Consider the following 23,110-nt stretch of genomic DNA (forward strand, 5'->3'; position numbering starts at 1 on the left):
TCCATTCTTACCTATAAAAACCAGGACAGCCCATGACCACGCGAAGCCACTGCCTAGCCCTCGACGAACAAGATCCGCTGGCGCCACTGCGCCGCCAGTTTGCGTTGCCGGAGGGCGTGATCTATCTCGACGGCAACTCCCTCGGCGCACGCCCGGTGACGGCGTTGGCACGAGCCCAGGCAGTGATTGCCGAAGAATGGGGTAATGGCCTGATCCGTAGTTGGAACAGCGCCGGCTGGGCGGACCTGTCCCAGCGCCTGGGTAACCGCCTGGCGCCGTTGATCGGCGCGGGCCACGGTGAAGTGGTGATCACCGATACCACCTCGATCAACCTGTTCAAGGTGCTCAGCGCCGCGTTGACCGTACAGCGTCAACGCCAACCGCACCGCAAGGTGATCGTCAGCGAGGCGAGCAACTTTCCGACCGACCTGTATATCGCCGAAGGCCTGGCCGAGCTGCTGCAACAGGGCTATGCCCTGCGCCTGGTGAACAGTCCGGACGAATTGCCCCAGGCCATCGACCAGGACGTGGCGGTGGTGATGCTCACCCACGTCAACTACAAGACCGGCTACATGTACGACATGCAGGCGCTGACCGCCCTGAGCCATGAGTGCGGCGCGCTGAGTATCTGGGACCTGGCGCACTCGGCGGGCGCGGTGCCCATCGACCTGCATCAGGCCGGTGCCGATTATGCGATTGGCTGCACCTACAAGTACCTCAACGGCGGCCCGGGCTCCCAGGCGTTTGTGTGGGTCAACCCGGCGTTGGTGGATGTGGTGCGCCAGCCGTTGTCGGGCTGGTTCGGCCACACCCGGCAGTTCGCCATGGAATCGAACTACGCGCCGAGTGCGGGTATCGCGCGTTACCTGTGCGGCACCCAACCGATCACCTCGCTGGCGATGGTGGAATGCGGGCTGGAGATTTTCGCCCAGACCGATATGGCGAGTCTGCGCAGCAAGTCCCTGGCGTTGACTGATCTGTTTATCGCATTGGTCGAAGCACGTTGCGCTGCTCATGAACTGGTGCTGATCACCCCGCGTGAACACGCCCGGCGCGGCAGTCATGTGAGCTTTGAACACCCCGAAGGCTACGCAGTGATCCAGGCCTTGATCGCCCGTGGCGTGATCGGCGACTACCGCGAGCCGCGCATCATGCGCTTTGGGTTTACGCCGTTGTACACAAGCTTTACCGAGGTGTTTGACGCTGTGGAAATCCTGGGCGAAATCCTCGACAACCGCACCTGGGACCAACCGCAATTCAAAGTCCGCAACAGCGTGACCTGACCACAACGCAGATAAAGATGTGGGAGGGGGCTTGCCCCCTCCCACAGGGAATTTGTGACAACAGTTAATAAATAGTGCAATCACAATAATAATGGGGCACACCACATGACCACGCCAGACACCGGCTTTGCCGAGATCACCCACCGCGAACTGGGCCTGCGGCGCCAGCTCACTTCCGGCCAGATGAGCATGATCGCCATCGGCGGCGCCATTGGCACCGGGCTGTTCATGGGCAGTGCCTATGCCATTGGGTATGCCGGGCCCAGTGTGCTGGTGAGCTATGCCATCGGCGCGTTGATCACCTTGTTATTGATGGGCTGCCTGGCGGAGATGACGGTGGCGCATTCCACCTCGGGCTCGTTCGGCGCTTATGCCGAGTTCTACATCAGCCCGCTGGCCGGTTTCCTGGTGCGCTACGCCTACTGGGCGGCGATTGTGCTGGCGGTGGGTGCGGAGGTTACGGCGGTCGCGATGTACATGAAGTACTGGTTCGCCAACGTGCCGGAATGGGTGTGGATCGTATCGTTTTCCAGTGTGCTGATCCTGCTCAACGCCATCAGCGTGAAGACCTTCGGCAACTTCGAATACTGGTTCTCGACGATCAAGATCAGCGCCATCGTCGGCTTCATCCTCCTCGCCGTGTACGTGGTGTTCGGCTCCGGCAACCCGGAGTACGGCGTGCAGAACTACACGGCCCACGACGGCTTTTTCCCCCATGGCCTGAGTGGCATGTGGATCGCCGTGATCGTGTCGATCTTCAGCTACCTGAGCGTGGAGATGATCGCCGTGGCCGCCGGTGAAGCGGCCGACCCGGAACAGGCGGTGAAGAAAGCCTTCCGTGCGACCATCGTGCGCCTGGTGGTGTTTTACCTGCTGACCCTGGCGCTGATGCTGGCCATCGTGCCGTGGAACCAGGCCGGGCAGACCCAGAGCCCCTTCGTCACGGTGATGCAGACCATCGGCATTCCCGGCGCCACCGGGGTGATGAATTTCGTGATTTTGATCGCAGCGTTGTCGGCCATGAACAGCCAGCTCTACATCACCACCCGCATGATGTTCAGCCTGTCCCGTGCCGGCTTCGCGCCCAAGGCCATGGGCGCCTTGAGCAAGAGCGGCATTCCGCTGAATGCGTTGCTGCTGTCCAGTTCGGGCATCGCCCTGGCGACGTTGCTCAACGTGGTATACCCGCAAAGCTCGTTCACCTTGATGATGGCGATCTCGATGTTCGGCGCGATCTTCACCTGGTTCATGATCTTCCTTACGCACCTGTTCTTCCGTCGCTACCGCCAGCGTCACGGTGGGCCGACGCTGTCGTTCCAACTGCGATTTTTTCCCTACAGCACCCTGCTGGGCCTGGTGCTGATGGGCGCGGTGATGATCACCACGTATTTAACCGAGGCGTTCAAGATGACGCTGGTGTTTGGCGTGCCGTTCCTGCTGATCTTGTCGGCGGTGTATTACGGGTTTTTCCGCAAGGGCAGGGCCAAGGCGTCGAACAAGGCCTTGGCGTAACCGGGCAGGAGTTCGAACGAGCGCGCGCATAACAGCAGCTTCCGGCAGGCCCACTCTTCTTGCAGGGGGTGGACCTTGAAGCTGGATTCCAGCGGCCAGCGCTCCAGTGCCGCCTGGGGCACGATACCCAGGCCGGCGCCGCGCGCGACCATGCGGATCACCCCATCAAACCCCTCGGCGCGGATGCGTGTTTGCAGGCGAAAACCCGCGTGCAATGCCTGTTCTTCGAGGTAAACCGTCAACGCGCTGCGGGAGGCAAGGCCCACAAAGTCGTGTTGCAGGCTATCGATAAAGCTCCCTGCGGTGAACGGATGATCCTGCGGGGTGATCAGCACGAGCGGGTCATCGCGAAAGGGCAGGGTCTGCAGGCCGTGGGTGTCTACCGCGTCGGAAATGATCCCGAGGTCCGCTGTACCCTGGCGCAAGGCCTGGGTGATGCGCAGGCTTGGCAGTTCCTGCAAGTCGATGTCGAGGTTGGGGTGTTCACGCAAAAAGTCCGCCAGCAACTCCGGCAGGTATTCGCTGAGGGCCGTGGTGTTGCACAGCAGGCGCACCTGGCCCTTGATGCCGTTGGCGTATTCCGCGAGGTCCTGGCGCAGATGCTCGGCCTGTTGCAGCAACAGGCGGGCGTGGCGGGCCAGGGCCTTGCCTGCGGGCGTTGGGGTAACGCCACGGCGGCCACGTTCAAGAAACTCGATGCCCAGCGAAGCCTCCATCGCTCGGATGCGGGCGCTGGCCGCCGCGAGGGACAAGTGGCTGCGGGCTGCTCCGGCGGTGATATTGCCTGTGTCGAAGATATGCAGGTAAAGGCGCAGGTCTATCAGGTCAAAATGCATGGCGCCAGCCTCTGGCAAAACAAGAGTCTGCCTCAGTATATGGCGAATTTTCGGCCTCATCGAAAAACCGCACTATCACCCCATGAATACATTCCTCGCGTTTTACCAAGATATCGGCCCAGCCCTGACACTGCTGGTGATCGGCACCTTCATGCTCGCCGGCACCGTCAAGGGTGTGATTGGCCTGGGCTTGCCGACAGTCTCCATGGGCTTGCTCGGTCTGGCTATGTTACCGGCGCAGGCTGCAGCGTTGCTGATCATCCCATCGACGATCACCAACCTGTGGCAACTGGCGTTCGGCGGTCATTTGAGTGCGTTGCTCAGGCGCTTGTGGCCGATGCTGCTGCTGATCTTTCTCGGTACCGGGTTTGGCACGCTGTGGCTGGGCCTGAGTGGAGGGCGATGGGTAGGCCATGCGTTGGGCGGGGCGTTGCTAGCGTATGCAGTGAGCGGGCTGTTCCTGCCCGCCTTCAAGGTGAAGCCTCGAACCGAACGCTGGTTGGGCCCTTTGTGTGGTGTTATCACCGGCATCATCACCTCGTCGACCGGTGTGTTTGTGATCCCCGCCGTGCCCTATCTGCAAGCCCTGGGCTTGGACCGCAATCAGTTGGTGCAGGCGCTGGGGCTGTCCTTCACCGTGTCGACCCTGGCGCTCGCTGCCGGCATGGCGTTGGACGGCACGCTCGGAGGTGGGGAGATCAATGCTTCATTGTTGGCATTGGTGCCGGCGCTGCTGGGCATGTGGTTGGGCCAGGCGGTGCGTCAGCGCATCAGTGCGGTGTTGTTCAAGCGCGTATTTTTCATCGGCATGGCGTTGCTGGGCGCCCATCTGCTGATCAGCGGTTAACAATGCGCGGGTAATTCGTGCCTTTTGGTCAAATGTATTTTGCCGCATCACCGCTTATTCCGAGGGGCCGATGTCGATAGCCTGCCGGCAGACATTGTTAACCCCTCTGGATACCCTCCCATGAAAAAAGTCCTCCTGCTCAACGGCGGCAAGAAATTCGCCCACTCCGATGGCCGCTACAACACCACCCTGCATGACACCGCCGTGGCGGCGTTGGACCGTGCGGGCATCGACGTCAAGGTCACCCACATCGACGAAGGCTACGACGTGGCCGAAGAAGTGGCCAAATTCCTCTGGGCCGATGTGATCATCTACCAAATGCCCGGCTGGTGGATGGGCGCGCCGTGGATCGTCAAGAAGTACATCGACGAAGTCTTCACCGAAGGCCACGGCAGCCTGTACGCCAGCGACGGTCGCACCCGTTCCGATGCCTCGCAGAAGTACGGCAGCGGTGGCCTGATCCACGGCAAGCAGTACATGCTCTCGCTGACCTGGAACGCGCCGCAGCAAGCCTTCGATGACCCGACCGACTTCTTCGAAGCCAAGGGGGTGGACGCGGTGTACTTTCCGTTCCACAAGGCCAACGAGTTCCTCGGCATGACCGGCCTGCCGACGTTCCTGTGCGTGGACGTGATGAAACGCCCGGCCATCGACGCTGATGTAGCGCGCTACGAGCAGCATCTGGCGCAGGTGTTCAATTTCTCGGTGTAAGCTGCGCTGAACCGATAACGAGGAGCGCCTGTGAAAGCCCGGTCCGATGAGCTGCAGATCTTCGTCAGCGTGATTGAATGCGGTTCGATTTCCGCCGCCGCCGAGCAAGTCGGGCAGACGCCCTCGGCTGTCAGCCGCACCTTGTCGCGCCTGGAAGCCAAGCTTGACACCACGCTGATCAACCGCACCACACGACGCATGGACCTGACCGAAGAGGGCAAGTACTTCTTCGAGCAGGCCAAGGTGATCCTGGCGCAGATGGAAGAGTTGGAGGAGCGCCTGTCATCACGCCAGCAGAAACCGGCGGGGCGCCTGCGCATCAACGCTGCCGTGCCGTTCATGCTGCATGGGATCGTGCCCTACATCGCCGAATTTCGCGGCCTCTACCCGGACATCCAGCTGGAGCTGAACAGCGATGACTTGATCATCGACCTGCTGGAGCAGAGCACCGACATCGCCATCCGTATCGGCGTCCTGGCCGACTCCACCCTGCATGCGCGGTCTCTTGGCTGTACGCCGCTGCATATCCTCGCCAGCCCCGACTACCTCAAGCAATACGGCGTGCCCACCACGGTGGCCGAGCTGGCCGATCACACGCTGTTGGGGTTCACCCAGACCGAAACCCTCAACCACTGGCCGCTGCGCCATGTGGAGGGCGATCGCTGGCTGATCCAGCCCGGCGTGGCGGCGTCCAGCGGCGAAACCGTGCGCCAGTTGGCGCTGGAAGGACAGGGCATCTGTTGCCTGTCGAACTTCATGACCATCGACGATATCGAGGCCGGGCGCCTGGTGCCGGTGCTGGAGGCGTTCAACAGCGGTTATCGCCAGCCGATCCACGCAGTGTTCTACCGCAACTCGCAGCTGGCATTGCGTATCCAATGTTTCCTGGACTTTATCCAGGCCAAGCTGGCGCGGTATGCCTGCTGATTCGTGAGCTGCGCGCAAGAGTGAATTGGGCGGTAGGGGCTTATTCGTCAGGGATGAGTGCTTGATACTGGGTTCATCACTTACCCAGTCAGGAGAGTCCTCCATGAATGTATTCATTACCGGCGCAGCAGGTTTTATCGGCGGTTCCATTGCCACCGGCCTGGTCAAGGCCGGCCACACCGTTACCGGCCTGGTGCGCAGCGCCGAGCAGGCGGCCGAGATGACCGCGCTGGGCATCAACCCAATGATCGGCACCCTGGATGACGCGGCTGTATTGACCGAGCAAGCGCAAAAGGCCGATGCGGTGATCAACGCCGCCAGCAGCGACCACCGTGCCGCCGTGGAAACCCTGCTCGCGGCGTTGAAGGGCTCGAACAAGCCGTTCCTGCACACCAGTGGTTCGAGCATTGTCGGGGATGCATCGGGCGGCAAGGCCAGCGATGTCATCTACTTCGAAGACAACCTGCCGGAACCGACGGTCGACAAGGCGGCTCGTGTGGCCATCGACAACCTGGTTCTGGCGGCTGCCAAAGACGGCGTGAACTCGGCGGTGATCTGCAACACCTTGATCTACGGCCACAGCCTGGGCGTGAAGCGCGACAGCGTGCAACTACCGCGTCTGCTCAAGCAGGCACGCAAGAGTGGTGTAGTACGCCATGTGGGTAGCGGGCAGAACATCTGGTCCAACGTGCACATTGAAGACGTGGTGGCGCTGTACCTGTTGGCGCTGACCAAGAATGTGCCCGGTACCTTCTACTTCGTGGAAAGTGGCGAGGCCGCGTTTATCGACATGACCACTGCCATTGCCGAAGCGCTGGACCTGGGCAAACCGCAGGATTGGCCATTGGCCGAGGCTGAAGCCGAGTGGGGCTATGAAATGGCCAACTATGGCCTGGGCTCCAATAGCCGGGTGCGCGGCAAGCATGCGCGTGAACTGCTGGGCTGGGCGCCGAAGCGTACGTCGGTGGTGGAGTGGATTCGCAACGCAATGGTGTGATGTTCACGTGATCTCCAAGTGTTGCTATCGGGGGCAAGCCCCCTCCCACACTAGACTGCACTCCACAGTTGGAACTCGGTCAACTGTGGGAGGGGGCTTGCCCCCGATTGGCACGACTCGGTCTCCGAGACTAGCCCCATCTCCCTCAATTCCGTACCATTCCCCGCCTTATCCCCCGCATTACCCTGGTACTCCATGAACCTCACCCGTCTGCGCGCCGATGCCCTGGCCGGCCTCACCACGTCTTTTGCGTTGCTGCCCGAATGCATCGCCTTTGCCCTGGTGGCCCACCTCAACCCGTTGATGGGGCTCTACGGCGCTTTCATCATCTGCACCCTCACCGCGTTGTTCGGCGGCCGGCCAGGCATGGTGTCCGGTGCGGCCGGCTCGATGGCGGTGGTGATCGTCGCCCTGGTGGTGCAACACGGTGTGGAGTATCTGCTGGCCACGGTGGTACTGGGCGGGCTGATCATGGTCGCGTTCGGCGTGCTGCGCCTGGGCAAGCTGGTGCGCATGGTGCCGCACCCGGTGATGCTCGGCTTCGTCAACGGCCTGGCGATCATCATTGCCCTGGCGCAGTTGGAGCATTTCAAAAACGGTGAAACCTGGCTCAGCGGCACGCCGCTGTACGTGATGACCGGCCTTGTGCTGGTGACCATGGCCATCGTCTACCTGCTGCCGCGCATCACCCGCGCCGTGCCGCCTGCGTTGGTGGCGATCCTCGGCGTGGGGCTGGCGGTATACCTGCTCGGCCTGCCTACCCGCACCCTCGGCGACATGGCGCATATCGCCGGCGGCCTGCCGACTTTCGCGCTGCCGCAGATTCCGTGGACACTGGACACCCTCGGCATCATCGCGCCGTACGCGTTCCTGATGGCGATGGTCGGCCTGCTGGAAACCCTGCTGACGCTGAACCTCACCGACGAAATCACCGAGACCCGTGGCTACCCCGACCGTGAAAGCGTGGCCCTCGGCGCGGCCAACATGGTCTCCGGTCTGTTCGGCGGCATGGGCGGCTGCGCGATGATCGGGCAGACCGTGATCAACCTCAGCTCCGGTGGGCGCGGGCGTTTGTCCGGGGTGTTTGCCGGGGTGATGATCCTGCTGTTCATCCTGTTCCTGTCGCCGTTCATCGAGCGCATTCCGCTGGCGGCGCTGGTGGGCGTGATGTTCGTGGTGTCCCAGCAGACCTTTGCCTGGGCCTCGCTGCGGGTGATCAACAAGGTGCCGTTCAATGACGTGCTGGTGATTCTTGCAGTGACGGTGATCACGGTGTTCACCGATCTGGCTACCGCCGTGCTGTGCGGGATCGTGATTGCGGCGTTGAATTTCGCCTGGCAGCAAGCGCGGGAGCTGTATGCCGATGAGTATCTGGAGGCCGATGGCAGCAAGCTCTACCGCCTGCACGGCACCTTGTTTTTCGCCTCGACCACGCCGTTTTTGAATCAATTCGACCCGGCCAACGACCCGGCCCAGGTGACGCTGGATTGCCGTCACCTGAGCTTTGTCGATTACTCAGCGATTGCCGCGCTCATGACCCTGCGCGAGCGTTACAGCAAGGCTGGCAAGCACCTGCGGGTGCTGCATCTGTCGGAGCGTTGCAAGAAGCTGCTCAAGCGTGCGCGGGTCCATCATGAGTAAGTGATCAAGGCCCGACCAGGTCTTCCAGCTCCTGGGCACGGGTCTGGGTCATGTCGAGTATGCAGCCGGAACCGTTGACCTGGTCGATGGTGCCGCCGGTGGCGGAACCGGCGAAGGCGCAATTGGCGTCACGGTACTTTATCCACAGGCGTTGCACGTCTTGCAGTTGCTGCTTGCGCGGGCCTTCCTGGGCGGCGAGGGCGGTCTTGTAGGCGCGGTTCAGGCGGGTGTCCTGCACCTTGGCTTCCTTGGTATTGCACGTGACCATGTCGGCGGTCGTGTTGGCGCTGTCCATGCACTTCTTCAGCGCTGGGTTGTCGGCGGCAGAAGCGGTGCCGCTTAGGGCGAGGAGCAGGGCGCCGGCGGCGAGGGATGTGCGAATCATGGTCGGTTTCCTGGTCATGAAGGGTTGCGCATTCTATGACTCAACGGCAGCGTTCGAGTTTCCGGCATCCTCTGATCTTCATGTAAGAACACCCCTCGAATTTTCATTCACCCCTGTCGGGCATATCCCAACGCGACAGCGCTTATCTGTGGGCGAAAGTTATTTTCATAAAAATTGAAAATACTCCTCGGTAATGATTTATGAGTTTCACAACCAATTCGACGTGACCCTTTCCGAGGAGTACCGCATGGCCGCATCACCGGGCTTCGGGCTATTGGCATACGCTGCCATTGCCATCATTGCTTTGATCGTGCTGATTGCACGTTACCGACTCAACCCGTTTATCGTCATCACCCTGGTGTCCATCGGCCTGGCGCTGATGGCCGGGATGCCGGCGGACACCATCATGGGGTCCTACGAAGCGGGCGTAGGCAAGACCCTTGGGCATATCGCCCTGGTGGTGGCGCTGGGCACCATGCTCGGCAAGATGATGGCCGAGTCCGGCGGTGCCGAGCAGGTGGCGCGCACACTGATCAGCCGTTTTGGCGAGCGCAACGCGCACTGGGCCATGGTGTGCATCGCGTTCCTGGTGGGGCTGCCGCTGTTTTTCGAGGTGGGTTTTGTGTTGCTGGTGCCGATTGCCTTTACCGTGGCGCGGCGGGTGGGCGTGTCCATCCTGATGGTGGGTTTGCCGATGGTCGCCGGCCTGTCGGTGGTGCATGCCCTGGTGCCGCCGCACCCGGCGGCGATGATGGCGGTGCTGGCGTATAACGCGTCGGTGGGGCAGACCGTGCTCTACGCCATCCTGATCGGTATCCCGACGGCAATCATCGCAGGGCCCGTCTACGCCAAATTCATCGTGCCGCGTATTCACCTGCCGGCGGAAAATCCGCTGGAGCGCCAGTTCATCGAGCGTGAACCGCGTACCCGCTTGCCCAGCTTTACCCTGACCATGGGCACTATCCTGTTGCCGGTAGTGTTGATGATGATCGGTGGCTGGGCCAACGTGATTTCCACACCGGGCACCGGTTTCAATCAGTTCCTGCTGTTCATCGGCAACTCGGTGATTGCGCTGCTGGTGGCGACGTTGGTGAGCTTCTGGACCTTGGGTATCGCACAGGGCTTCAACCGCGAATCGATCCTCAAGTTCACCAATGAATGCCTGGCGCCGACCGCCAGCATCACCTTGCTGGTGGGCGCGGGCGGCGGGTTGAACCGCATCCTGGTGGACGCAGGTGTGACCCACGAAATTCTCGGCCTGGCCCATGCCTTTCACCTGTCGCCGTTGGTGATGGGTTGGCTGTTCGCCGCGCTGATGCGAATTGCCACGGGCTCGGCCACCGTCGCCATGACCACCGCATCCGGTGTTGTCGCGCCGGTCGCCCTGGGCCTGGGTTATCCACACCCTGAACTACTGGTGCTGGCCACCGGTGCGGGTTCGGTGATCTTTTCCCATGTTAACGACGGCGGCTTCTGGCTGATCAAGGAATACTTCAATATGACGGTGATCCAGACCTTCAAGACCTGGACCGTGTTGGAGACTTTGATTTCCCTGGTCGCCTTCGGTCTGACCTATGGTCTGTCCTGCATCTTGTAACCCGGAGAGCCCATGGACATCCTCTACCAGATCCGCGCCCGCCAGGACGCCTTCAGCGCCGGCGAAGGGCGTATCGCCAAGCTGATGCTCGATGACGTGGGGTTTGCCGCATCGGCCAGCCTGGAAGCATTGTCGCAACGGGCCGAGGTCAGCACGGCCACCTTGTCGCGGTTTGCGCGCAGTGTGGGGTGCCGGGATTTACGTGACTTGCGCCTCCAGTTGGCCCAGGCCAGCGGCGTCGGCAGTCGCTTCCTCGACCCGGCGGGGTTGCCGGAGCAGTCGGCGTTTCATCGGCAGATCCTGGGGGATATCGAGGCGACGTTGCGTCAGCATCTCTCCGGTTTCAATCAGGCCAGTTTCGTCGATGCGGTGAGCCTGCTGGGCAAGGCGCGGATGATCCATGCGTTTGGCATGGGCGGGCCGTCGAGCCTGTGCAGCGATGAGTTGCAGGTGCGCCTGGTGCGCCTGGGCTATCCGATTGCGGCCTGCCACGACCCGGTGATGATGCGGGTCACGGCGGCGACGCTGGGGCCTGAGCATGCGTTGATTGTGTGTTCCTTGACTGGCCTCACCCCCGAACTGCTGGACGTGGTGGAGCTGGCGCGCAATTACGACGCGCGCATCGTCGCCATCACCCTGGCCGACTCGCCCTTGGCCCAATTGGCCGATGTGCTGCTGCCGCTGCAGCCGGCCGAAACCAGTTTTATCTACAAGCCCACCGCTGCCCGCTACGGCATGCTGCTGGCCATCGACCTGCTCGCCACCGAGCTGGCCCTGGTCTCGCCGGACGACAACCAGGAACGCCTGCGCCGGATCAAGCTGGCCCTGGACGATTATCGCGGCGGCCCTGACAGCCTGCCGCTTGGAGACTGATATGAAGTACGACACGCTGATACGCCAGGCATTGATCATCGATGGCAGCAACACCCCAGGCTATGTGGCTGATGTTGGGGTGCGTGACGGGCGCATCGAGGCGATTGGCGATTTGTCGACGGCTGTGGCCGAACATGAAGTCGAAGCTGCGGGCCGTGTGCTGGCGCCGGGTTTTATCGACGTGCACACCCACGATGACACGGTGGTGATCCGCCATCCGCAGATGCTGCCCAAGCTTAGCCAGGGTGTAACGACGGTGATCGTCGGTAACTGTGGCATCAGCGCGTCGCCGGTGACGTTGCGCGGTGATCCGCCCGATCCGATGAACCTGCTGGGCAGCGCTTCGGCGTTTGTGTACCCGCGTTTCAGTGACTATCGAGCGGCGGTCGAACAGGCTCACCCGGCGGTCAACGTTGCCGCACTGATCGGTCACACGGCACTGCGCAGCAATCATATGCAAGACCTGCATCGCAGCGCTTCAGCGGATGAAATCGCTGCCATGCGCATGCAACTGCAAGAGAGCCTCGAAGCCGGCGCCCTGGGGTTATCCACAGGCCTGGCCTACGCCAGCGCGTTCAATGCCGAGACCGATGAGGTGCTGCAACTCAGTGAAGCATTGACGGATTTTGGCGCGGTGTACACCACCCATTTGCGCAGTGAATTCGAGCCGGTGCTGGAGGCGATGGATGAGGCGTTTTTGATCGGTCGGCATGCCCAGGCCCCGGTGATCATTTCCCATCTCAAATGTGCCGGCGCCGGGAATTGGGGGCGCAGTCCGCAACTGTTGGCATCGCTGGAGCGGGCGGCGAAAACCCACCCGGTAGGCTGTGATTGTTATCCCTATGCCGCGAGTTCTTCGACCCTGGATCTCAAGCAGGTGACTGACGCGTTTCGCATCACCATCACCTGGTCGACGCCTTACCCGGAGATGGGCGGGCGCGACCTGCAGGATATCGCCGCTGAGTGGGATGTTTCGCTGATGGACGCAGCGCGTCGCCTGCAACCGGCGGGGGCGGTGTATTACGGAATGGATGAAGCGGATGTGCGACGCATCCTGGCGCATCCGCTGTCGATGGTCGGTTCGGATGGGCTGCCGGAAGATCCGTTCCCGCATCCGCGTTTGTGGGGCGCATTTCCAAGGGTGCTGGGGCATTTCAGCCGGGATGTCGGGTTGTTCCCGTTGCACACCGCCGTGCACAAAATGACCGGCTTGTCGGCGGCGCGATTTGGTTTGGCCGAGCGCGGTGAAATCCGCGAAGGGCACTGGGCCGACCTGGTGCTGTTCGACCCGTTGCGCGTGCGCGATGTGGCGGACTTCAAGCAACCGCAGCGGGCGGCGGAAGGCATTGATGGGGTGTGGGTCAACGGTGTATTGAGCTACAGCGACGGGCAGGCGAACGGTCAGCGGCCGGGTCGTTTCCTGGCGCGCAGTGGGGATTTGCGTCGGGGATTTTCGTCTCTATAGTGGGCGCTCTTATGAACGGAGCGATTGCCATGCACTTAGGAAAAGTCACCCCCATCCTGCGGATTTTCGACGAGGCCAAGGCGTTGGAGTTCTACGTGGACTTTTTGGGGTTCAAGGTGGATTGGCAGCATCGTTTCGAGGCGAATTTTCCGTTGTACCTGCAGGTATCGCTGGGTGAATGCGTGTTGCATTTGACTGAGCACCATGGCGATGCGTCGCCGGGCGCGGCGGTGCGGATTCAGGCACAAGGGGTGGACGCGTATCAGCAGCAGTTGGTTGGCAAGGATTATCGGTATGCCAAGCCAGGGGTTGAGGAAACGCCTTGGGGATCGCGGGAGATGAGCATCAAGGATCCGTTTGGGAATCGGCTGGTGTTTGTTGAGGAAGGCGAGGGCTGAGGGGTAAATCGCGGGCAATAAAAAACCGCCTTGGTAGGGCGGTTTTTTTGCAACACCAGTTAGTGGCTGGGGTTGCTCTCTCAAAGGACGCAACCGACTCGCGTCCGAAGGCTCACGTGTTCCGGTAAGTGTGCTGGAGGTAAGGCCCAACTCACGGAGGGCCGAGTATGTCTAGGTTTGCCTGTGGCGAGGGAGCTTGCTCCTGTTGGGCTGCGTAGCAGCCCCAAGCATTCACTGCGCTCTCAACTTCAAATCTGCATCAACTTGATCAGGGCCGCTTCGCGCCCCAACGGGAGCAAGCTCCCTCGCCACAGGGACTGCGGTTCTTAAACCCGGAAGTGGCTGACCATCTGCTGCAACTGGCTGCCCAACCGCGCCAGTTCCACACTCGACTTGGCCGTCTCGTCACTCGCCGTAGCGGTCTGCTCCGACACATCACGCACATTCACGATGCTACGGCTGATCTCTTCAGCCACGGCGCTTTGCTGCTCGGCGGCGGCGGCGATCTGCTGGTTCATCGACTGGATATTCGACACCGTACGGGTGATGTTTTCCAGCGACACACCCGCCTTGCGGGTCAGCTCGACACTGCTGTCGGTGAGGCTGCGGCTGTTGTTCATCACATTGGCCACTTGCTGGGTGCCGTTCTGCAAACCGGCGACCAGGCCTTCGATTTCTTCGGTGGATTTTTGCGTGCGCTGGGCCAGGCCACGTACTTCATCGGCCACCACGGCAAAACCACGCCCGGCTTCACCGGCACGCGCTGCTTCGATCGCCGCGTTGAGGGCCAGCAGGTTTGTTTGCTCGGCCACGGCCTTGATCACGTCCATCACACTGCCGATCTTGTTGCTCTCTTGCTGCAGGTGGGTCATGGCGTCGGTGGAGCGCGCGACTTCGGCGGCCAGGCGTTCGATCTGGGCGATGGCCTCGGCGACCACCTTGTCGCCGGCACGGGCTTGACCATCGGCGTCGGCAGCGGCGAGGGAGGCTTGTTCGGCGTTACGCGCGACTTCCTGCACGGTGGCGGTCATTTCGTGCATCGCCGTGGCAACCTGGTCGGTCTCGATTTTCTGGCTGTTCACGCCAGCGCTGGTCTGCTCGGTCACGGCCGACAGCTCTTCGGCGGCGCTGGCGATCTGGGTCACGCCGTCGCGGATGCCGCTGATCAATTCGCGCAGGGTGGTGCCCATGCGCTGGATGCCTTGTTGCAGCACGCCCAGCTCATCGCGACGGGTAATCTGGATATTGTGGCTCAGGTCGCCGGAAGCGATACGTTCCACCACTGCCAGGGTTTCCTGGATCGGGCGCGTGATCTGGCGCGTGATAACCAGCGCGGCAATCACGCCGACCAGCAGGGCCAGCAAGGTGCTGATCAATTGCAGGCTGCGGGCCTGGGCGCTTTCGGCGTCGCGGCGGTTCAGCTGAATGTCGTACAGCTTGTCGCTGATGGTCACGATATCGGCGCCTTGGGTGGTCATTTCGGCCCGGGCGGTGACGATGTTGGCATTGGCCGCCTTGTAGTTCTGCACGGCAGTGCGGTAGGCGCCCAGAGCGGTTTCCAGCGAGGTCAGTGCGTTCTGTTGGCTGCTACCGAAAGCGGCGCTGAGGTCTTTCAAGCCGGCGATGGTTTTTTCAATCTGTGCGGCGGCACGGGCTTCGGTGTCCGGGTTGACGTTGCCGGTGTAACCGCGCACTTCGTAACGCGCCAATTGGAATTGCAGCTTGGCGTCGGCCACGGCCTGGAACTGGGCCAGGTGCTCCGCACTGTCAGGCATTTGCTTGACGCTGCTCTCCAGCGCATTGATCTGGGCGTTGGCGATGTCGGCTTTGTCGCCCATCACCTGGCGAGAGGCATTGCCGTTACGGTAGGCCTCGCGCATTTTGGTCAGCGACTGTTGGTAAGCGGTGATGATCGCTTTCTGCTCGTTGAGCAGCTTGAGGTTTTCTGGGCTCTTGAAGCTGTCGAGCAGTTTCTGTTGCTGGGCAGCAAAGGCATCCAGGTTGGTCTGTACGTTCTGGGCCACGGCCTCGTCGCCGTTGGCGAGCATGTATTGCAGGCGCACGATGCGCAGCTTGGTCAGGGACGCGTTGAGCTGGGTGATGTCGCTCATCCAGTTGCTGCGGTCGATCAGGCCGCCCAGGCTGGTCCAGCCGGTGAGGGCCAGGATCGAGGTGAGGACCAGCACCAGGCCGAAGCCCAGGCCGAGTTTGAGGTTGACGCTGATGTTACCGAACCAGCTGTTCATCGAATGCTCCGCAAAAGTGATGTCTGTCTGCTGGGCGGTGTTGTTGTTTGAGCCAGCCAAGATGTGTAGGGCTGTATCGGCGGACGAGTTGGAATCTGAAACTTTTTATTCGTGCATCAATGGGTAACCCCCCCTGACCGACCAACGCAAGCCCGCAGGCATGAGGCGCGGGGTTCATCGTGCATGCCGGTTTTATGCTAGTCTGCGGGCCCTTTTAGTTTTGGATGGCGCAGGAAACTGTGTCGCCCTACAGCGGAGCCTCTTCATGTCCGAAGTTAATCTGTCCACCGACGAAACCCGCGTCAGCTACGGTATCGGCCGTCAGTTGGGCGACCAACTGCGCGACAACCCGCCACCGGGCGTGAGCCTGGATGCAATCCTGGCCGGCCTGACCGACGCCTTCGCCGGCAAGCCAAGCCGTGTTGACCAGGAGCAAATGGCTGCCAGCTTCAAGGTGATCCGCGAAATCATGCAGGCCGAAGCCGCTGCCAAGGCTGAAGCTGCGGCGGGTGCCGGCCTGGCGTTCCTGGCTGAAAACGCCAAGCGTGATGGCATCACCACCCTGGCTTCCGGTCTGCAATTCGAAGTGCTGACCGCCGGTGATGGCGCCAAGCCGACCCGTGAAGACCAAGTGCGTACTCACTACCACGGCACCCTGATCGACGGCACTGTGTTCGACAGTTCCTACGAGCGCGGCCAGCCTGCAGAATTCCCGGTGGGCGGCGTGATCGCCGGCTGGACCGAAGCCCTGCAACTGATGAATGCCGGCAGCAAATGGCGTCTGTACGTGCCGAGCGAACTGGCTTACGGCGCTCAAGGCGTTGGCAGCATCCCGCCGCACAGCGTTCTGGTGTTCGACGTCGAGCTGCTCGACGTTCTGTAAGGCCTGCTGATTACCTGTGGGAGCGAGCCTGCTCGTCCCCACAGTGTTTTGCGGTTGTGCTCATGGATGGAACTTGCCATTGAGCTCCGTGGCCGGGCGCAACGCTCGGGCATAGCAGAACAGAAACAGATTGCGCACCACCTCCTTCAACACCCCAGGTTCACTGGAACTCAGGCCATTGACGTCCAGGTCGCCCTGATCCTGCAGTTCACTCAACGCTTCTTCTTCCAGTACCGCACAGACTTCACCGGTTTCCCGATGCAGGATCCGCAGGTAAGGGTGTGGGCGGTCCAGCCAGGCATCTATCAAATAAGTCATGGGTCGCATCTCCTTGATGGGTTTCAATGAGAATAATTCTTATTCGTAGAATAGCAAGTGCCTATTGGCGATTTCCGGGTTTTTCTGTGTGGATATTGCGAGAGGTCAACGCAGAGGGCGAAACGCCATCCCGCGGCGGGCGCGGGATGGATACAGCGGGTTCAGACTTTACGCACGAACTCGGACTTGAGCTTCATCGGGCCGATGCCGTCGATCTTGCAGTCGATATCGTGGTCGCCGTCACACAGGCGGATGTTCTTGACCTTGGTACCGACCTTGACTACCAGGGAGGTGCCCTTGACCTTGAGGTCCTTGATCACGGTGATGGTGTCGCCGTCCTGCAGGACGTTGCCTACAGAGTCTTTCTTCACGGTTTCATCGCCGGCCGCTTCGGCCTCGCCAGTGGCGGACCACTCATGGGCGCATTCCGGGCAGATCAGCTGGGCGCCATCTTCGTAGGTGTATTCGGAATTGCATTTCGGGCAGGGTGGCAACGTGCTCACTAAAGCTCCTTGAAAGTCAGGATGGCTAAAAGTCGCACATTATATAGGGATTTGTGGTCTTACAGGTTGTATGAAATCTAAATGTGGGAGGAGCGCCTCCCACATGGGCCCGCATCAATGGGTACGGGCGACCGCAAACTCACTCAGTTCAACCAGGGCGTCCCGGTATTCGCTGGCTGGCAGGGCTTCCAGGCACTGAATGGCTCGGGCCACGAAATCACGCGCCAGCTGCGCGGTGTAGTCCAGGGAACCCGACGCTTCGACAGCGGCGCGGATGGCTTCCAGATCTTCGATCCCGCCTTTCTGGATCGCCTTGCGCACCAGGGCGGCCTGTTCCGGCGTGCCTTCGCGCATGGTGTAGATCAGCGGCAGGGTCGGCTTGCCCTCGGCCAGGTCATCACCGACGTTCTTGCCCAGGGTTTCGGCGTCGCCACGGTAGTCGAGCAGGTCGTCCACCAATTGGAACGCCACGCCCAGGTGATCGCCAAAGGTGCGCAGCGCTTCGGCCTGTTCGGCGGTGGCGTTGCACAAGGCTGCGGCGCTGTGGGTGGAGGCTTCGAAGAGCATCGCGGTCTTGCCGCGAATCACTTCCATGTAGGTTTCTTCGGTGGTGCTGGCGTCGCGGACCTTCGACAGTTGCAACACTTCGCCTTCGGCGATGATGCGTGTGGCCTGTGAAAGAATCTTCATCACCGGCATCGAGCCGAGTTCAACCATCATTTCGAACGAGCGCGAGTACAGGAAGTCGCCTACCAATACGCTGGGGGCGTTGCCCCACATGGCATTGGCGGTCTCACGGCCACGGCGCATGCCGGACATGTCGACCACGTCGTCATGCAGCAGGGTGGCGGTGTGCAGGAACTCGATGGTGGCTGCCAGCAGGCGCAGGTCATCGCCTTCACGGCCCAGGGCCTTGCCGCACAGCAACACTAATAAAGGACGCAGGCGCTTACCGCCCGCCGACGTAATATAGTCGCCAATTTTGGAGACCAGCGGCACTTTAGAAGTCAGCTGCTTCTTGATGATGCCGTCGACGGCGCTAAAATCGTCCGCGACCGCGCGGTAGAAAGCTTGGGGTTGCATCAGCGACAGTCGCTCCAGAAGGGTTGCGCGGCATGCTAGGACCCAGGCCCCCGGGTGTCAAGGCGCGATGGACGGCCACTTGCAACACCCCTTTACCTTGCGTACAATCGCGCACCCTGAACTTCCTGGGCAGCACCTGCCTTACGCAATTGCATTCGGGACGTCCATCCCATGCAGCCATGCCAGCCAATACCTCTTCTTATAAAGCGCTGGGTGAGCAGGATTATCGGAGAAATACCATGTCGTACGCAGTAATTGTTACTGGTGGCAAGCAATACAAAGTCGCCCCAGGTGAATACCTGAAGATCGAAAAACTGGAAGTCGCTACCGGCGAATCCGTTACTTTTGATCGCGTTCTGTTGGTCGCCAATGGCGATGACGTGAACATCGGCGCTCCAGTTGTTGCTGGCGCTACCGTTGTGGCTGAAGTGATCTCCCAAGGTCGTCACGATAAAGTCCGCATCATCAAGTTCCGTCGTCGTAAGCACCACATGAAGCGTATGGGCCACCGCCAGTGGTACACCGAGATCAAAATCACCGGTATTCAGGCTTAATTTCAGCCTAATTCCTCACTAGGAGAATTGACTCATGGCACACAAAAAAGCTGGTGGTAGTACCCGTAACGGTCGCGACTCAGAAGCCAAACGCCTTGGCGTTAAGATGTATGGCGGCCAGAAAATCATTCCGGGCAACATCATCGTGCGTCAGCGCGGCACCCAATTCCACGCCGGTTACGGTGTAGGCATGGGTAAAGATCACACCCTCTTCGCGAAAATCGAAGGCGTGATCAAGTTTGAAGTAAAAGGCGCGTTCAACCGCCGTTACGTGAGCGTTGTCGCAGCTTAATTGCGAGATCGCTGGAAAAGCCCTGTCTTGCGACGGGGCTTTTTCGTTTGTGGGGTGAGTCTCTTGCAAAGCTGTTTGTAATGGGCTCAAGCGCTGGTTTTGCGGTCGCTGGTTGAGGTCGCTGCGCTCATTTTTGCAAGAGTCTTATGTCTTGGTTTCTTAAGCTCGTCCAAGCGGCGAGAGGCGTTTTGTTATGAAGTTCGTTGATGAAGTTTCCATCCGAGTAAAAGCAGGCGACGGCGGTAACGGTTGCATGAGTTTCCGTCGCGAAAAATTCATCGAAAATGGTGGCCCCAACGGCGGTGACGGCGGTGACGGCGGTTCCATCTACATGATGGCCGACGAAAACCTCAACACCCTGGTCGACTACCGTTACACCCGGCACTTCGATGCCGAGCGTGGCTCCAACGGCGGCAGCACCGACTGCACCGGTAAAAAAGGCGAAGACCTGGTACTGCGCGTACCGGTCGGCACCACGATCATCGACTCTGCGACCCAGGAAGTGATTGGCGACCTGACCAAGGCTGGCCAGAAGCTGATGGTAGTGCAGGGCGGCTGGCACGGTCTGGGTAACACCCGATTCAAGTCCAGTACCAACCGTGCACCGCGCCAGACCACGCCAGGCAAGCCGGGCGAGCAGCGTGACCTCAAGCTGGAAATGAAGGTGCTCGCCGACGTGGGCCTGCTGGGCCTGCCGAACGCCGGTAAAAGTACCTTCATCCGTTCGGTCTCGGCCGCCAAGCCGAAAGTCGCCGACTACCCGTTCACCACTCTGGTGCCGAACCTGGGCGTGGTCAGCGTCGACCGTTGGAAAAGCTTCGTGATCGCCGACATTCCCGGTCTGATCGAAGGTGCCTCCGATGGCGCAGGCCTGGGCATCCGCTTCCTCAAGCACTTGTCGCGTACCCGTTTGCTGTTGCACCTCGTGGACATGGCGCCGCTGGATGACACCAGTGCACCGGACGCCGCCGAAGTGATCGTCAGCGAACTGACCAAGTTCAGCCCGTCCCTGGCCGAGCGTGATCGTTGGCTGGTGCTGAACAAGTGCGACCAGATCCTCGAAGAAGAGCACGAAGAGCGCGTCAAGGAAATCGTCGATCGCCTGGAGTGGGAAGGCCCGGTCTACGTGATCTCGGCCATTGCCAAAGAAGGCACCGAGCGCCTGACTCGCGACATCATGCGTTATCTCGAAGACCGTGCCGACCGCCTGGCGGCCGACCCGGTATTCAAGGCAGAGCTGGCCGAACTCGACCAGCGCATCGAAGACGAGGCACGTGCTCAGCTGCAGGCTCTGGACGACCAGCGTGCCCTGCGCCGCAGCGGCGTGAAGTCGGTCCATGACATCGGCGACGACGATTGGGACGAAGAAGACGTGGATGATGAAGACGGTCCTGAAATCATTTACGTGCGCGACTGATTCGTTGCGATAAACTTGAACGCCGCTCCTTATAGAGCGGCGTTTTAGTATCCGGGTTTAACGTTATGGGCCGCGCTGGGTCGCGCAGCCCTCAATCTAAGGTTGAAGATGATGCGGAGCAAAGTGACAGGTGCGCAGCGCTGGGTCGTAAAGATCGGCAGTGCGTTGCTGACGGCGGATGGCAAGGGGCTGGATCGCGCGGCCATGAGCGTCTGGGTCGAGCAGATGGTGGCCTTGCATGAGGCCGGCGTAGAGTTGGTGCTGGTGTCGTCCGGGGCGGTTGCCGCCGGGATGAGCCGCCTCGGCTGGACCGCGCGACCCAGCGCGATGCACGAACTGCAAGCCGCCGCCGCCATCGGCCAGATGGGCCTGGTGCAAGCCTGGGAATCCAGCTTTGCCGAGCACGGTCGCCATACGGCGCAGATCCTGCTGACCCACGACGACCTGTCCGACCGCAAGCGCTACCTCAATGCCCGCAGCACCCTGCGCGCGCTGGTGGAGCTCAAGGTCATCCCGGTGATCAACGAGAACGACACGGTGGTCACCGACGAAATCCGCTTCGGCGACAATGACACCCTGGCCGCCCTGGTGGCCAACCTGGTGGAAGCCGACCTTTTGGTGATCCTCACCGACCGCGACGGCATGTTCGACGCCGACCCGCGTAACAACCCCGACGCCCAGTTGATCTACGAAGCCCGTGCCGATGATCCGGCGCTGGACGCCGTGGCCGGCAGCGTTGGCGGCGCCCTGGGCCGTGGCGGCATGCAGACCAAGCTGCGGGCTGCACGCCTGGCGGCACGTTCCGGTGCGCACACCATCATCGTCGGTGGGCGCATCGAACGTGTGCTGGATCGCCTCAAGGCCGGTGAGCGCATCGGGACGCTGCTGTCGCCGGAACGCGGCATGCTCGCGGCGCGCAAACAGTGGCTGGCCGGTCATCTGCAAACCCGTGGCACCCTGGTGCTGGACGATGGCGCTGTGTCGGCGCTGTCCCAAGGCAACAAGAGCCTGCTGCCGGTGGGCGTCAAGTTGGTGCAGGGCAGCTTCCGCCGTGGCGAGATGGTGGTGTGCGTCGCGCCGGACGGTCGCGAGATCGCCCGGGGCCTGGCCAACTACAGCGCGCTGGAAGCCCAGAAAATTATTGGACAATCCTCCGATGCGATTGTCGGACTCTTGGGTTACATGGCCGAACCGGAACTGGTTCACCGCGATAACCTGATCCTGGTTTAACCAAAGGAATACACCATGCGTGTCATGAAGGGATTGCTCGGCCTGCTGCTGGCCATGCCGTTGCTGGCCTCGGCCGAGGAAATCGGCCAGGTGTCGACGGTGTTCAAGTTTGTCGGGCCCAACGACCGGATCGTCGTCGAAGCCTTTGACGACCCCAAGGTCGACGGCGTGACCTGCTACCTGTCCCGTGCCAAGACCGGCGGCGTGAAAGGCGGCCTGGGCCTGGCCGAAGACCGCGCCGAAGCCTCGATCGCCTGCCGCCAGGTGGGGCCGATCCGCTTCAAGGGCGAGCTCAAGGACGGCGACGAAGTGTTCAAGGAGCGCACCTCGCTGGTGTTCAAGACCATGCAGGTGGTGCGCTTCCTCGACAAGAAGCGCAACACTCTGGTGTACCTGGTCTACAGCGATCGCCTGATCGAAGGCAGCCCGCAGAACGCCGTGACGGCGATTCCGATTTTGCCCTGGCCGACCGCTCAGTAACCTGCAGGCGAGTTTTGCAATCGGCGTCTATGATTGCAGGCTTGCGGGCTGTAATCTCAAAGCGCCGCAATGTGAAGAACATGGGATATCTGGAGTTCGTCATGAGTGCTTTCCACGACCTGAAACTCAAAGCTTTGGACGGACAAGAGCTGCCGCTGGCGCCCTTCAAGGGGCAAGTGGTGCTGGTGGTCAACGTGGCCTCCAAATGTGGCTTGACCCCGCAATATGCGGCACTGGAAAACCTCTACCAGCAATACAAGGACCAGGGGTTTACCGTGCTTGGCCTGCCGTGCAATCAATTTGCTGGCCAGGAGCCAGGGACAGAAGAAGAGATCCAGGAGTTCTGCAGCCTGAACTACGGGGTGACCTTCCCGTTGGGCAGCAAACTTGAGGTCAACGGTCCTGACCGTCACCAGTTGTACCGCCTGCTGGCGGGCGAGGGCGCTGAGTTTCCTGGGGATATCACCTGGAACTTCGAAAAATTCCTGCTGGGCAAGGATGGGCGAGTGCTCGCGCGCTTTTCCCCACGCACTGCACCGGATGACCCGACAATTGTCCAGGCCATCGAAAAAGCCCTCAGCTAAGCGCTGCAGTTGTAATGAGCGGGCTTGTCCCGCGCTGGGCTGCGAAGC

The 23,110-nt window shown here is 61.1% G+C and carries 24 protein-coding genes and 1 pseudogene; 18 read left to right on the top strand and 7 right to left on the bottom strand.

Features of this window, described 5'->3' with window-relative positions; translation table 11 throughout:
* The first annotated feature begins 32 nt into the window (after positions 1-32).
* Entirely contained in the window at positions 33-1,283 is a 1,251-nt protein-coding gene (kynU, locus tag BM110_RS16520) for a kynureninase (protein ID WP_093513847.1), read from the top strand.
* A 105-nt stretch (positions 1,284-1,388) separates the two neighbouring features.
* Positions 1,389-2,795 (top strand): amino acid permease, encoded by a 1,407-nt coding sequence (locus tag BM110_RS16525; protein ID WP_093128255.1) that lies wholly within the window; start codon positions 1,389-1,391, stop codon positions 2,793-2,795.
* Here the strand turns inward: BM110_RS16525 and BM110_RS16530 are convergent.
* Complete coding sequence (locus tag BM110_RS16530) at positions 2,741-3,631, bottom strand: LysR substrate-binding domain-containing protein (protein ID WP_093513848.1); 891 nt, start codon at positions 3,629-3,631, stop codon at positions 2,741-2,743. The two genes, BM110_RS16525 and BM110_RS16530, sit on opposite strands and share 55 nt — an antisense overlap.
* 82 nt (positions 3,632-3,713) lie before the next feature.
* Between BM110_RS16530 and BM110_RS16535 the strand changes: the two genes are divergently transcribed.
* The 5 genes from BM110_RS16535 (at position 3,714) to BM110_RS16555 (ending at position 8,754) form a co-directional block, all read left to right on the top strand.
* A complete protein-coding gene (locus tag BM110_RS16535; protein WP_093513849.1) occupies positions 3,714-4,478 on the top strand; it encodes a sulfite exporter TauE/SafE family protein in 765 nt (254 codons plus the stop codon).
* 120 nt (positions 4,479-4,598) lie between these two features.
* On the top strand, positions 4,599-5,189 hold the full coding sequence (locus tag BM110_RS16540) for an NADPH:quinone oxidoreductase MdaB (RefSeq protein ID WP_071489166.1): 591 nt from the start codon (positions 4,599-4,601) through the stop codon (positions 5,187-5,189).
* A 30-nt stretch (positions 5,190-5,219) separates the two neighbouring features.
* The gene (locus BM110_RS16545) at positions 5,220-6,116 is read left to right on the top strand and encodes a LysR family transcriptional regulator (RefSeq protein WP_092249402.1); all 897 of its coding nucleotides are present in this window, start codon (positions 5,220-5,222) and stop codon (positions 6,114-6,116) included.
* A 103-nt stretch (positions 6,117-6,219) separates the two neighbouring features.
* Positions 6,220-7,113 carry an NAD-dependent epimerase/dehydratase family protein gene (locus BM110_RS16550; protein ID WP_093513850.1) on the top strand — a complete coding sequence of 298 codons (894 nt, stop codon included), beginning with the start codon at positions 6,220-6,222 and terminating at the stop codon, positions 7,111-7,113.
* A 195-nt stretch (positions 7,114-7,308) separates the two neighbouring features.
* Positions 7,309-8,754, top strand: coding sequence for a SulP family inorganic anion transporter (locus BM110_RS16555; protein ID WP_093128265.1), 1,446 nt, complete (start codon positions 7,309-7,311; stop codon positions 8,752-8,754).
* Between the two features lie 4 nt (positions 8,755-8,758).
* Here BM110_RS16555 and BM110_RS16560 read toward each other — a convergent pair whose 3' ends face one another.
* Positions 8,759-9,139: a lysozyme inhibitor LprI family protein gene (locus BM110_RS16560; RefSeq protein WP_071489170.1), complete on the bottom strand. Its 381-nt coding sequence runs from the start codon at positions 9,137-9,139 to the stop codon at positions 8,759-8,761.
* A 247-nt stretch (positions 9,140-9,386) separates the two neighbouring features.
* On the opposite strand from BM110_RS16560, the gene BM110_RS16565 reads away from it, so the two are divergent.
* The 4 genes from BM110_RS16565 to BM110_RS16580 are packed head-to-tail and all read left to right on the top strand — an operon-like array spanning position 9,387 to position 13,472.
* Complete coding sequence (locus BM110_RS16565; RefSeq protein WP_256575433.1) at positions 9,387-10,736, top strand: GntT/GntP/DsdX family permease; 1,350 nt, start codon at positions 9,387-9,389, stop codon at positions 10,734-10,736.
* Positions 10,737-10,748: 12 nt separating this feature from the next.
* Positions 10,749-11,609 carry a MurR/RpiR family transcriptional regulator gene (locus BM110_RS16570; RefSeq protein ID WP_092249390.1) on the top strand — a complete coding sequence of 287 codons (861 nt, stop codon included), beginning with the start codon at positions 10,749-10,751 and terminating at the stop codon, positions 11,607-11,609.
* A 1-nt stretch (position 11,610) separates the two neighbouring features.
* On the top strand, positions 11,611-13,074 hold the full coding sequence (locus tag BM110_RS16575) for an N-acyl-D-amino-acid deacylase family protein (RefSeq protein ID WP_092249387.1): 1,464 nt from the start codon (positions 11,611-11,613) through the stop codon (positions 13,072-13,074).
* Between the two features lie 29 nt (positions 13,075-13,103).
* Complete coding sequence (locus tag BM110_RS16580) at positions 13,104-13,472, top strand: glyoxalase superfamily protein (RefSeq protein WP_058425714.1); 369 nt, start codon at positions 13,104-13,106, stop codon at positions 13,470-13,472.
* A 326-nt stretch (positions 13,473-13,798) separates the two neighbouring features.
* On the opposite strand, the gene BM110_RS30185 is transcribed toward BM110_RS16580, so the two are convergent.
* Positions 13,799-14,662: a methyl-accepting chemotaxis protein gene (locus BM110_RS30185; protein ID WP_370636473.1), complete on the bottom strand. Its 864-nt coding sequence runs from the start codon at positions 14,660-14,662 to the stop codon at positions 13,799-13,801.
* A gap of 39 nt (positions 14,663-14,701) precedes the next feature.
* Positions 14,702-15,718, bottom strand: a pseudogene (locus BM110_RS30190) (methyl-accepting chemotaxis protein); the annotation flags it as partial.
* 265 nt (positions 15,719-15,983) lie between these two features.
* Between BM110_RS30190 and BM110_RS16590 the strand changes: the two are divergent.
* On the top strand, positions 15,984-16,601 hold the full coding sequence (locus tag BM110_RS16590; protein WP_003176055.1) for a BamJ family beta-barrel-assembly machinery protein: 618 nt from the start codon (positions 15,984-15,986) through the stop codon (positions 16,599-16,601).
* A 60-nt stretch (positions 16,602-16,661) separates the two neighbouring features.
* Here the strand turns inward: BM110_RS16590 and BM110_RS16595 are convergent, their stop codons facing one another.
* The 3 genes from BM110_RS16595 to BM110_RS16605 form a co-directional block, all read right to left on the bottom strand.
* Complete coding sequence (locus tag BM110_RS16595; RefSeq protein WP_056858344.1) at positions 16,662-16,919, bottom strand: PA4570 family protein; 258 nt, start codon at positions 16,917-16,919, stop codon at positions 16,662-16,664.
* Between the two features lie 161 nt (positions 16,920-17,080).
* Complete coding sequence (locus BM110_RS16600) at positions 17,081-17,422, bottom strand: zinc ribbon domain-containing protein YjdM (protein ID WP_024077373.1); 342 nt, start codon at positions 17,420-17,422, stop codon at positions 17,081-17,083.
* Between the two features lie 114 nt (positions 17,423-17,536).
* Positions 17,537-18,505 (bottom strand): polyprenyl synthetase family protein, encoded by a 969-nt coding sequence (locus BM110_RS16605; RefSeq protein ID WP_058425717.1) that lies wholly within the window; start codon positions 18,503-18,505, stop codon positions 17,537-17,539.
* A gap of 239 nt (positions 18,506-18,744) precedes the next feature.
* Here BM110_RS16605 and rplU point away from each other — a divergent pair, with 239 nt between their 5' ends.
* The 6 genes from rplU to BM110_RS16635 all read left to right on the top strand — a co-directional run bounded on the left by rplU (position 18,745) and on the right by BM110_RS16635 (position 23,062).
* The gene (rplU, locus tag BM110_RS16610) at positions 18,745-19,059 is read left to right on the top strand and encodes a 50S ribosomal protein L21 (RefSeq protein WP_007950961.1); all 315 of its coding nucleotides are present in this window, start codon (positions 18,745-18,747) and stop codon (positions 19,057-19,059) included.
* A gap of 34 nt (positions 19,060-19,093) precedes the next feature.
* Positions 19,094-19,351 carry a 50S ribosomal protein L27 gene (gene rpmA / locus BM110_RS16615; protein ID WP_003176049.1) on the top strand — a complete coding sequence of 86 codons (258 nt, stop codon included), beginning with the start codon at positions 19,094-19,096 and terminating at the stop codon, positions 19,349-19,351.
* 193 nt (positions 19,352-19,544) lie between these two features.
* The gene (gene cgtA / locus BM110_RS16620; RefSeq protein WP_010206489.1) at positions 19,545-20,768 is read left to right on the top strand and encodes an Obg family GTPase CgtA; all 1,224 of its coding nucleotides are present in this window, start codon (positions 19,545-19,547) and stop codon (positions 20,766-20,768) included.
* Positions 20,769-20,879: 111 nt separating this feature from the next.
* Positions 20,880-21,998, top strand: coding sequence for a glutamate 5-kinase (gene proB / locus BM110_RS16625; RefSeq protein ID WP_003176047.1), 1,119 nt, complete (start codon positions 20,880-20,882; stop codon positions 21,996-21,998).
* A gap of 15 nt (positions 21,999-22,013) precedes the next feature.
* Positions 22,014-22,478 carry a CreA family protein gene (locus BM110_RS16630; protein WP_015885841.1) on the top strand — a complete coding sequence of 155 codons (465 nt, stop codon included), beginning with the start codon at positions 22,014-22,016 and terminating at the stop codon, positions 22,476-22,478.
* Positions 22,479-22,579: 101 nt separating this feature from the next.
* On the top strand, positions 22,580-23,062 hold the full coding sequence (locus BM110_RS16635) for a glutathione peroxidase (protein ID WP_071489177.1): 483 nt from the start codon (positions 22,580-22,582) through the stop codon (positions 23,060-23,062).
* The last annotated feature ends 48 nt before the right edge of the window (positions 23,063-23,110 follow it).

The sequence above is a fragment of the Pseudomonas sp. NFPP28 genome (assembly GCF_900115535.1).
In the GTDB taxonomy this organism is placed as follows: domain Bacteria; phylum Pseudomonadota; class Gammaproteobacteria; order Pseudomonadales; family Pseudomonadaceae; genus Aquipseudomonas; species Aquipseudomonas extremorientalis.